Source organism: Mucilaginibacter gilvus, assembly GCF_004054195.1.
Taxonomy (GTDB): Bacteria; Bacteroidota; Bacteroidia; order Sphingobacteriales; family Sphingobacteriaceae; genus Mucilaginibacter; species Mucilaginibacter gilvus.
Genome location: NZ_SBIW01000008.1, coordinates 488,613 through 499,652, shown reverse-complemented (window position 1 = coordinate 499,652; position 11,040 = coordinate 488,613). Strand labels below are relative to the sequence as shown.

Below are 11,040 nucleotides of genomic sequence, written 5' to 3'. Positions count from 1 at the left end.
TTTGGGACTGCAAAGGTAAAAACCTTTTTGTTATTCGCAAACTTTATTTTCTAAATTTCTTAAGCTCGCTTTTTAACCTTTTTCCACAATCCTCGTTTCCGATTTGGCGGGCTGCAAAAGTAGTTACTTTCCTTTAATTTGCAAACTTTATTTTTTAATTATTTAAGCTTGCTTTCAATGTACAACCGCAATTTTGTTTCCTCTTTTGCGGGCTGCAAAGGTATTAACCTTTGTTGAATTTGCAAGCGTTATTTTTAAATTTTTAGCTGCTTATTTTTCAGAGAACAACCCGCTATTTTGTTTGCGGGCTGCAAAGGTACACAGCTTTTTTGCTTCTGCAAGCACTTTGTACATAATTTACTTAGTGTATTTTTAACACGCTGTAGATGAGGCGAAAAAAATGAGGCGTTAATAGCTGATGGATGAATAGTTAATAGTAAAAAGGCCGCTTGAGCTCATTTTTAATACATGATGGTTAATTACTGCTGAAGAATATATTTTCAATTAGTGCTGCTTCAACAGCGGATTGTGCTGAATTAGCCGTCAATTCACGTCTATTACAGATCCTTTTAACTGCATCAAGGCAGTCCTACCATCACAAGAATCAAGGGTAGGACATTTTCCAGCGGAGGGATTGCAGCGGATACCGGCCCGTGCCTAAGGCCGTGTGCGCGTATGTGCGGAAAGCCCGGGCCAACGGCACCGCCTATATCATATCCCAAACCCTGATTTAAGGGATATTGAATGCCCCTGATTTGATTTATTGTTAGCAGAACTGAACCGCGAGTTTTAGGCCAACCATATACTATATAATACCCAAAGCAAAACCGCGAGCCCAATAACATATACATAGTATATACGTCCGCAAAAACATCCACCTATATATACTATATAATAAGCACTGTCCAAATCACCGACTATTGCATTATATAACCGAGTGGTTTTATGCGTATATACTATATCCCCCCAACGCGACGGATGCGTAGTCAGTTACCACCATCACCTATACACCCATCCTGTCTACTAATTCCCCACCATAATCTATGAACCACCACAATAACCCACCCTATCCACCAACTTCCTCCTACCGACCCATGAACTATCAACCATCAACTATAACCCCACCCTACGTATCAACTCCCTCCTCCTTCCACAACGTTAAAAGATGTTAAATACAGGCTTTATATATATAAGGTGCAAAAACGTCGTTATATATTCGTCCACTAAATAAATAATTGACTGATTTATAATATTCAACTATCTTTGCGAAATGTTTAAAAAACAACTACACATTATTTCGGGCGTATTGCTGCTATTAATTATTGCGCTCGGCAGTTGTAAAAGCAAGTACGAAAAGCTAAAAGCCAGTAACGATAACGCCAAGAAATACTCTGAAGCGGTAAAGTTTTACAATAAAAAGGAGTACAGCAAAGCACTTGGTTTGTTTGAGGACCTGGTTACTATTTACCGTGGCCGCGCCGGTGCGGAAGATTTATATTACTACTACGCTTATACTAACTATAAGCTGAAGGATTATACATCGGCCCGTTACCACTTTAAAACCTTTGCAGATACGTACCCTACCAGCCCGCGTGCTGAGGAGTGCCGCTTTATTGCCGCTTACTGTTTCTACCTCGATTCGCCGATATACTCGCTTGATCAGGAGAACACTACCAAGGCCATTGAGAGCCTGCAGCTGTTTATTAACCTTTACCCTAAGAGTGACCGTGTTACCGAGGCGAGCAAACTGATACAAAACCTGCGCGACAAATTGGAACGTAAGGCTTACGAAAACGCTAAATTGTATTTAACTATTGGTGATTACCAGGCCGCCTCTATTGCGTTTAATAACACCCTGCGCGATTACCCGGATACTAAATACGCCGAAGAATTGGAGTACCTGGCTATAAAAGCACAATATCAATACGCACAGGTAAGCAGCGAACAGCGCCAGGAAGAGCGTTTTGGACTGGTAATAGCAGGCGCCGACCAATTTGCAGAGAAGTATGCCGGCAGCAAATACTTGAAAGAAACCGCCGACTATAAAAAAGATAGCGAGCGTGGCATAGTTGAAGCTAAAAAGGTTTTAGCAGAAATTGCGTACAACCCTGCCCTGGCTAAAAAAGTTGCTAAGAAAGATACGACGACAACGCAGCCACCCTCTATTAAGGATAGAGATAACCAGAAAATACCATATTAATACATAAAGCATTTTAATTAAAAGACATGAGCACCACTAACACAAATAAACCAACAGTAGCCAGCAGCACCGTAACACGTGACCTGCGTGAACTGGATGTGAAAACCGACAACATTTATGAGTCGCTTGTAATTATGTCAAAAAGGGCAAACCAGATATCAAACAACATAAAGGAAGAGTTACACCAAAAACTTTCTGAATTTGCATCGGCAAATGATAACCTGGAAGAAGTTTTTGAAAACCGCGAGCAGATTGAGATCTCTAAATACTACGAAAGATTGCCTAAACCTACTTTGGTAGCTGTACAGGAATTTTTAGAAGATAAGATTTACTACCGTAACCCAAGTAAAGAACAGCAATAAGAAGCCCCCCACCTCCCTGAAGGGGGAGCGTTTGATTTGCACGATATTTAAAACTCCCTATGGGAGTTTTTTTGTTACTTTGAGTTTTTAGCACCATGCTGAGTTCCGAAATACTTTATCATCCGGTGTTCGGGATTCGATATTTAATAATTATTCCCCTTCAGGGGGTTAAGGGCTCGACTTCATGCTTGTAGGAAAAAATATAATTCTGGGTGTTTGCGGTAGTATAGCGGCTTATAAAACCGCCACGCTGGTACGCTTGTTGGTAAAAGCAGGCGCACAGGTGCAAGTGGTTATGACACCGGATGCTACCCACTTTATTACACCACTTACCTTGTCTACCCTATCTAAACGCCCGGTTTACAGCGAATACTTTAAACCAGAAACCGGCGAATGGAACAACCACGTGGAGCTTGGCCTTTGGGGCGACCTGATGATCATAGCCCCTGCCAGTGCCAACACCATGGCCAAAATGGCGGGCGGATTGGTAGATAACCTGCTTACCGCCGTGTATCTTTCGGCAAAATGCCCGGTTTACTTTGCCCCGGCAATGGACCTTGATATGTGGAAGCACGAAGCCACGCAGGATAATATCAGCAAAATACAATCCTTCGGAAACATCTTGATTCCTCCGGGGAGTGGCGAACTGGCCAGCGGGCTGCACGGCGAAGGCCGCATGACCGAACCAGAGGACATAGTGGCTTTTGTTGAGGCGGATATTAAACAAAAACTCCCCTTAGTAAACCATAGTATATTGGTAACAGCCGGGCCTACTTACGAGGCGATAGACCCGGTGAGGTTTATTGGTAACCAATCTTCGGGCAAAATGGGCTTTGCCATTGCAGATGAACTTGCGGCTTTGGGTGCCGATGTTACGCTAATTGCCGGCCCAACATCACAACAAAGCAGGCAGCGAAGCATTAAACGCATTGATGTTACCAGCGCCGCCGATATGCTGCGCGAGTGCCTGGCAAATTTCGACAAAGCCGATGGCTGCATTATGTGCGCTGCCGTGGCAGATTATACCCCCATTACGGTTGCCGACCAAAAGATAAAGAAGCAAGACGGCGGGCTAAACATCGAACTTAAAAAAACCACCGACATCTTAAAAACCCTCGGTCAGCAGAAACGCGAAGGGCAGGTATTGGTTGGCTTTGCACTGGAAACAAATAACGAAGAAGAATATGCTATCGCGAAACTGAAAAACAAGAACCTGGATATGATCGTGCTTAATTCGCTGAACGATACCGGTGCAGGGTTTAAGGGCGATACCAATAAAGTAACGATGATAGATAAGGCGCTGAACAAAACCATCTTCGCGCTGAAAAATAAAAATGAGGTGGCAAAGGATATTTGTGCTAAATTTATCCAACTGCTAAAACCATGAAACGCTGCCTGCTCATTCCCATTTTGATTTTTACTTACAGCTGCTATTCACAAGCGCAGGATTTGAACGCACGGGTAAAAATATTGGCACCCAAGATACAGGTAAGCAACAAGCGCATTTTCACCACGTTGGAAACCGCCATGAAGGATTTTCTGAACGGCCGCAAATGGGCCGCGGATGCTATAGCTCCAAACGAGCGCATCAACTGCAATTTTGTATTGAATATTACCAACTGGGATGGCGGCAGCAACTTCAGCTGCGAAATGCAGGTGCAGTCCTCGCGCCCGGTTTTTAACTCCAGCTACACCACTACCCTGCTCAATATTAACGACAGGGATGTGGATTTTACTTACACCGAAGGCCAAACTATCGACTATAGCGACCAGAATTTTCAGAGCAACCTCAGTTCGGTAATGGCGTTTTATGCCTATATTATTGTGGGGATGGATTATGATTCGTTCTCGCGCTATAGCGGTAGTCCGTATTTCGCTCAAGCGCAAACGGTTGTGCAAAACGCTCAAACCGCAGCATATAAAGGCTGGAAGGCTTTCGACAGTAACCTGAACCGCTACTGGCTATCAGAAAACTTGAATAATAAACTGTACAACAACCTGCGCAGCTTTATATATGATTATCACCGTAACGGGCTGGATATGATGGCGGATAACGCCGTTAAAGCACGCAAAACCATCAGCACCATATTGCCCCAGCTTACCCAGGTAGATCGTAAACGCATCGGCTCATACCTGCCGCTTGCCTTTTTTACAGCAAAGGATGATGAGTTCGTGTCGATCTTCAGCAAAGCAGTCGGCCCCGAAAAAGCGCAGGCCATGAATACGCTGATACAGGCAGACCCGGCGAATGGGAATAAGTATGAAACTTTGAAGTAAGAATTCAAGAATCAGGAGGCAAGAACACTAAACTGCCGACATATTATACCTCTTTAACTACCTATATTATGGAACAGCAACTGGAGCAAATACGCGAGCAGCAAAAAGCATCGTGGAATAAATTCTCGGCCGGATGGGGAAAATGGGACCTGCTCCTGATGGATTTTATGCAGCCCGTGGGCGATGCCATCATTCAATTGCTGCAACCCGGCGGCAACAATATGATATTGGATATTGCTGCGGGCACCGGCGAACCCGGCCTTACTATTGCCACGATGCTTAATGGCGGCAAAGTAGTAATAACCGACCTTGCCGAAGACATGCTGCAAATAGCACGTGATAATGCATTGGCACGAGGTATAACCAATATCGAAACCATTGTCTGCGATGTATCCGATCTCCCTTTTGCCAACAATAGCTTTGATGCCATAAGCTGCCGTTTTGGCTTCATGTTCTTCCCTGATATGCTGTTGGCTGCCAAGGAAATGGTGCGGGTGCTGAAACCGGGCGGAAAAATTGCCGCCGCCGTTTGGAACGTATCCGAGAAGAACTTTTGGGTTACAGCAACTATGGGGGTTATCAATAAAAACATAGAACTGCCTACGCCTGTACCCGGTGCACCGGGTATGTTCCGTTGTTCAAAGGATGGTTTTATGGCTGATTTATTTGCGCAGGCCGGGTTAAACAATATAAAGCAACGGGAAGTGGCGGGTACGCTTAAAAGTAAAACTGCCGATAATTATTGGGAGATGACCTGCGAGGTTGGCGCCCCTATAGTTGCCGCCTTGAGTAAAGCAGATGAGGCCGTTCGTACCAAAATTAAAAACGAAGTTTATACGTTGATAAATGCCACCTATCCGGCCGGCGAGGTTAAGATCGATTCCAGCGCACTGGTTATTTACGGAGAAAAAACCGTGCAATAATAAATGAAATATAACCGCTACTTGTGCGTTTTCAGCTTTGCATTTAAGTGGATAACCCCGACGGCTGTAACAAATTGAGCACTTTACTGTCCAATATTCAAATAACATCAAAGCAAACCCAAATACTTACATATCATGGCAATAAAAGAATCATTCTCTATTAACGGAGAAAGCATCGTTAAAAAAGTAAAGGAACTGATAAACGAAGGCAGCGTAACCAAAATCACCATCACCAATCACGACGGTAAAGAAATGATGAGCTTCCCGGTGAGTTATGGGTTGGTTGGACTTTTAATGGCACCCGTGCTGGCAGCCGTTGGCGCAGCAGCGGCATTGTTAACCGAATGCACCATCACCGTGGAGCGCAAAGGTGATACGCCGGACGAGAAAGAAGAGATCACCAAATTCTAAAGCGCAGAACCTACCGCTTTAACAAATCCATTGCCGTCGGTTTCAACCGACGGAACGGGCAAATAAATTATTGGCTTTAGCCGAATCCGTGAAAAGGGTTTGGCTAAAGCCAATTGCGTATTGCATTATTCCGTCGGTTAAAACCGACGGCGATAATTGATGTTTTCGTCGTTGGTGTTGTGATGCAAAAAGCCGCCAGGTATTCTCACAACGCCACCCCCTCAATCAGAACGATCTTCTCTACTGACCTATCCTTCATTTCCATAAACGCCAGTCGTTTCGGGTCGGTTTTATAGTCTTCAAAATCTGCTTTACTGCCAAAGGTTACCAGGTGAATTTCGTAGGGTAATGGTTCGGTGCTTGTTATAAAAGCGCTGGCATCCGGCCTGATACGGTAAACGAGTATGCCGTTGTGCTCTTTTAAAAGCGGCAGTACTTTATCCTCGAATGCGTGAAACTCTTCCTCGCATCCGGGTTTTATAAATATGAGTTGGGTGTAGTAGATCATAATAATTAGTGTATTACTAAAGTATTAAAAAAATGTTCTCTTAATCTTGCATCTTGCCCTCTTGCTTCTCTTTTTCCTATCTTTACACCCTAAAAAATCTAACAATATTTATGGCCAAACGGTGGGTGTTAAAAGATGCGGCAGATGGGGAGATAGTGCAGCAACTGGCAGAGCAGCTTAACATCAGCAAGGTTTTGAGCAATATGCTGGCCCAGCGCGGCATCCGCGATTTTGAGGAAGCCAAATACTTTTTCCGCCCAAGTCCGTTGCACCTGCACGATCCTTTCCTGATGCAGGATATGGAGAAGGCCATCACCCGTATAGATGCCGCTATCGCTGCAAACGAAAAGATTTTAATATATGGCGATTATGATGTAGATGGCACCACTTCCGTTGCTTTGGTTTACAGCTTTTTTAAAAAGCACCACGCTAACATCGAATATTACATTCCCGACAGGTACAAAGAAGGTTATGGCATCTCTACTGCTGGTATAGATTATGCAGCTACGAACGGCTTTAGCCTCATCATCGCGCTGGATTGTGGGATCAAATCCGTTGATAAAATTGCCTATGCCAATACGTTGGGGGTAGATTTCATCATTTGCGATCACCACTTACCGGGCGATGAGCTGCCCGCTGCCGTTGCCGTGCTCGACCCCAAACGTGCCGATTGTCAATATCCTTATAAAGAACTTTCGGGCTGTGGCATTGGGCTAAAACTGGCTCAGGCCTATGCAGAGGTACACGACCTGCCCTTTGAAGAAGTAAGCAATTATTTCGACCTTGCTGCTATCAGCATTGCTTGCGATATTGTGCATATCAGCGGCGAAAACCGTGTAATTGCATATCTTGGTCTGCAAAAAATAAATGAGAACCCCTGTATCGGCATAAAAATGCTGATGGAAGTTGCCGGCCGCAAAGGGCCTTACACCATAAGTGACGTGGTATTTTTATTGGGCCCGCGTATTAACGCCGCCGGGCGGATACACGATGCTAAACATGCCGTGAGGCTATTAATAGCCTGCCACGAGGACGAAGCAAAAGAGCAGGGCCTATTGATAAATGAACTTAACCAGGAACGCAAGGGGCACGACCAGCAAATAACCGACGAGGCCCTGAGCCTGATAGATAACGATGCCATCCTGATCGGCAAAAAATCCACAGTAGTTTTTAACGAAGGCTGGCACAAGGGCGTTATAGGAATTGTGGCTTCGCGCCTTACCGAAAAATATTACCGCCCAACCGTGGTGCTTACCCGCAGTAACGGGCATGTGGCAGGTTCGGCACGCTCGGTTTTGGGGTATGATCTTTACGAGGCGCTTTGCGGATGCAGCGATCTGTTGCTGCAATTTGGTGGGCACAAATACGCGGCCGGGCTTACGATGCAGCCCGAACAGGTGCCTGCTTTTATTGCCCGGTTTGAAGAAGTAGTAAGCAGCACCATTACCGATGAACAATTGATCCAGCAGATCTTGATAGATGCTGAGATCGAATTAACTGATATCGAATCAAAATTCTTCCGGATATTGAACCAGTTTGCGCCTTTCGGGCCGGAGAACATGGCGCCGGTATTACTGAGCAAAAATGTGTATGTTAGCGGCAATGCAGGCCTGGTGGGCGGCAATCACGTAAAAATGAGTGTGATGCAACCGGGTTCGGCATCGTTTAGTTGCATCGCTTTTAACCATGCAGAATATTTGCCACAACTAAAACCAGGTGTGCCTTTTGATATTTGCTACGTCATAGAAGAAAATGTTTGGCGCGAACAGCGAACCATCCAGTTGAATATAAAAGGGATAAGAATAAGTTAAAAGTCAAAATTAAAAAGTCAAAACCAAGACTGTTTAATTTTGAAGAATATTAAGAACGATCAGAATAAAAAAGCGAAATGTGAGTTGTATTAGCAGTTTGCACACTTTTGAATTTTGACTTTTAAATTTTGAATTACAGGTATGATCCTTCGGGCAGAGAATTTAGTAAAAAAATATAAACAGCGCAGCGTTGTTAACGATGTCACGTTCAATGTGTCGCAGGGCGAAATTGTGGGTTTATTAGGGCCGAACGGCGCCGGGAAAACTACTTCGTTTTACATGATAGTGGGGCTGATAAAACCCAACGAAGGCAAGATTTTTTTGGACGACGAAGAGATAACCGGCGAACCCATGTACCGCCGTGCGCAAAAAGGCATTGGCTACCTGGCACAGGAGGCATCGGTCTTCCGTAAGCTATCGGTAGAAGATAACATTAAGGCTGTGCTGGAAATGGGTAAAATGCCTAAGGACCAGCAGCGCGATAAACTGGAGGAACTGATAGACGAATTTAGTTTGCATAAAGTACGCAGAAACCGTGGTGATCTGCTAAGCGGTGGTGAGCGTCGCCGTACCGAAATTGCCCGTGCACTGGCAGCCGAACCCAATTTTATTTTATTGGATGAACCTTTTGCAGGTGTTGACCCGATTGCCGTGGAAGAGATCCAGGCCATGGTTGCCAAGTTGAGGCACCGCAACATTGGTATATTAATTACCGACCACAACGTACAGGAAACCCTTTCCATTACCGACCGCGCTTATTTGCTCTTCGAGGGCAAATTGTTGGAATCGGGCGTCCCCGAGGTACTTGCCGCCAACGAAATGGTGCGCAAAGTTTACCTCGGCGCGAATTTTGTATTGAAAAGAAAAACCTTTGCTCAGTAAATAATATATTTGTTCATAGATCATAGCTGATGGTTCGTAGGGTATAGATTGCGGTTAGTTGCTATAACTATACATTTTACAATGAACCATGATCTATAACCTATGAACTAATACCCCCACCTATGGCCATTATAAACTCTGTATTTACCTGGTTCATGAAAAAGCGTATCCACCAGATAGAGCTTTTTATGAAATACCCAAATGAAGTACAGGAAGAGTGGTTTGAGCGATTGGTTGCCGGTGCCGAGAATACCGAGTGGGGCAAAAAGCACCATTACAAAAGCATTGAAAGCCTGGCTGATTTTAAGCGGCAAGTACCCATCCAAAACTACGATACACTAAAACCATACATCGAGCGGATGCTGAAGGGCGAGCAAAATGTACTTTGGCCGTCAGAGATTCGCTGGTTTGCAAAATCATCGGGCACCACCAGCGACCGCAGTAAATTCATCCCCGTAAGCGAAGAATCCTTAGAAGAATGCCATTTTAAGGGCGGCAAGGATATGCTTACCATCTACTTTAATAACCGCCCCAACGCCCGCATTTTTACGGGCAAAAGTTTAACCCTTGGCGGCAGCCACCAAATTGGTCAGCTTAATGCCGATACTTCCTTCGGTGACTTGTCTGCAGTGATCATGAAAAATCTCCCCCTTTGGGCGGAGTTTTACCGCACCCCCCACCTGGATATCGCCCTGCTGGACAATTTCGAAGAAAAAATAGAGAAAATGGCCCATGCCACCAAAGATGTGAACGTTACCAGCATTAGCGGAGTACCCACCTGGAACATCCTGCTGTTTAAACGCATCCTCGAGATTACCGGCAAAAAAAATCTGTTGGAAGTTTGGCCAAATTTGGAATTATACTTCCACGGCGCGGTAAACTTTACCCCGTATCGCGAACAGTTTAAAAAACTGATCCCGAATGAGGAGATGTACTACCTCGAAACCTATAACGCTTCCGAAGGTTTCTTCGGCATACAGGATTTGGAGGAGCCGGGCGACATGCTGCTGATGCTGGATTACGGCATCTTCTACGAGTTTCTCCCGCTGGAACAATTACACCACGAAAATCCGCAAACCCTCACGCTGGATGAGGTGGAACTTGATAAAAACTATGCCCTCATCATCAGTACCAATGCCGGCCTATGGCGGTACCTCATAGGCGATACCATCAAATTTACGTCGCTGGTGCCGTACCGTATCAGCATCACCGGCCGTACCAAGCACTTTATCAATGCTTTTGGCGAGGAGATCATCATTGACAATGCCGAACGTGCCCTGGCGGAAGCATGCGCCCAAACCGGCGCTATCATCCGCGATTACACCGCCGCCCCCGTTTACTTCAGCGGCGACCAGTGCGGCGCGCACGAATGGCTGATAGAATTTGAAAAGAAACCTGCCGAGTTTGAGCGCTTTGTCGATCTGCTCGATCTCACCCTCCGCCGCGTAAATTCCGATTACGATGCCAAGCGTTTTAAAGATATGGCCCTGCGCCGCCCCATAGTGCGCAAAGTAGCCGAAGGCACTTTCTTCAACTGGATGAAGGCAAAGGGCAAAATTGGCGGCCAGCATAAGGTGCCCCGCCTGGCCAATAACCGCGAGTATGTAGATTCGATATTGAAAATGCTGGATGGCGTTGTAGTATCGGCGAAAAATTAAACACCTCA

The 11,040-nt window shown here is 45.3% G+C and carries 10 protein-coding genes; 9 read left to right on the top strand and 1 reads right to left on the bottom strand.

Annotated elements, in window-relative coordinates; all coding sequences use genetic code 11:
- Positions 1-1,270 precede the first annotated feature (1,270 nt).
- The 6 genes from EPL05_RS19080 to EPL05_RS19055 all read left to right on the top strand — a co-directional run bounded on the left by EPL05_RS19080 (position 1,271) and on the right by EPL05_RS19055 (position 6,173).
- Positions 1,271-2,200, top strand: a complete 930-nt coding sequence (locus tag EPL05_RS19080) for an outer membrane protein assembly factor BamD (RefSeq protein WP_128535579.1) — start codon at positions 1,271-1,273, stop codon at positions 2,198-2,200.
- A 26-nt stretch (positions 2,201-2,226) separates the two neighbouring features.
- Positions 2,227-2,562: a DNA-directed RNA polymerase subunit omega gene (locus EPL05_RS19075; RefSeq protein ID WP_128535578.1), complete on the top strand. Its 336-nt coding sequence runs from the start codon at positions 2,227-2,229 to the stop codon at positions 2,560-2,562.
- A gap of 184 nt (positions 2,563-2,746) precedes the next feature.
- Positions 2,747-3,949, top strand: coding sequence for a bifunctional phosphopantothenoylcysteine decarboxylase/phosphopantothenate--cysteine ligase CoaBC (gene coaBC, locus EPL05_RS19070; RefSeq protein ID WP_128535577.1), 1,203 nt, complete (start codon positions 2,747-2,749; stop codon positions 3,947-3,949).
- Positions 3,946-4,839 carry a type IX secretion system protein PorD gene (gene porD, locus EPL05_RS19065; protein WP_128535576.1) on the top strand — a complete coding sequence of 298 codons (894 nt, stop codon included), beginning with the start codon at positions 3,946-3,948 and terminating at the stop codon, positions 4,837-4,839. The genes coaBC and porD overlap by 4 nt, the downstream gene beginning before the upstream one ends.
- 68 nt (positions 4,840-4,907) lie before the next feature.
- On the top strand, positions 4,908-5,762 hold the full coding sequence (locus tag EPL05_RS19060) for a class I SAM-dependent methyltransferase (protein ID WP_128535575.1): 855 nt from the start codon (positions 4,908-4,910) through the stop codon (positions 5,760-5,762).
- A gap of 135 nt (positions 5,763-5,897) precedes the next feature.
- Positions 5,898-6,173, top strand: a complete 276-nt coding sequence (locus EPL05_RS19055; protein ID WP_128535574.1) for a DUF4342 domain-containing protein — start codon at positions 5,898-5,900, stop codon at positions 6,171-6,173.
- Positions 6,174-6,378: 205 nt separating this feature from the next.
- On the opposite strand, the gene EPL05_RS19050 is transcribed toward EPL05_RS19055, so the two are convergent.
- Positions 6,379-6,681 (bottom strand): DUF1330 domain-containing protein, encoded by a 303-nt coding sequence (locus EPL05_RS19050; RefSeq protein ID WP_128535573.1) that lies wholly within the window; start codon positions 6,679-6,681, stop codon positions 6,379-6,381.
- Positions 6,682-6,791: 110 nt separating this feature from the next.
- Here EPL05_RS19050 and recJ point away from each other — a divergent pair, with 110 nt between their 5' ends.
- The 3 genes from recJ to EPL05_RS19035 all read left to right on the top strand — a co-directional run bounded on the left by recJ (position 6,792) and on the right by EPL05_RS19035 (position 11,032).
- Positions 6,792-8,492, top strand: coding sequence for a single-stranded-DNA-specific exonuclease RecJ (gene recJ, locus EPL05_RS19045; protein ID WP_128535572.1), 1,701 nt, complete (start codon positions 6,792-6,794; stop codon positions 8,490-8,492).
- Between the two features lie 141 nt (positions 8,493-8,633).
- Positions 8,634-9,374 carry an LPS export ABC transporter ATP-binding protein gene (lptB, locus tag EPL05_RS19040; RefSeq protein ID WP_128535571.1) on the top strand — a complete coding sequence of 247 codons (741 nt, stop codon included), beginning with the start codon at positions 8,634-8,636 and terminating at the stop codon, positions 9,372-9,374.
- A 122-nt stretch (positions 9,375-9,496) separates the two neighbouring features.
- On the top strand, positions 9,497-11,032 hold the full coding sequence (locus EPL05_RS19035) for a GH3 auxin-responsive promoter family protein (protein ID WP_128535570.1): 1,536 nt from the start codon (positions 9,497-9,499) through the stop codon (positions 11,030-11,032).
- The last annotated feature ends 8 nt before the right edge of the window (positions 11,033-11,040 follow it).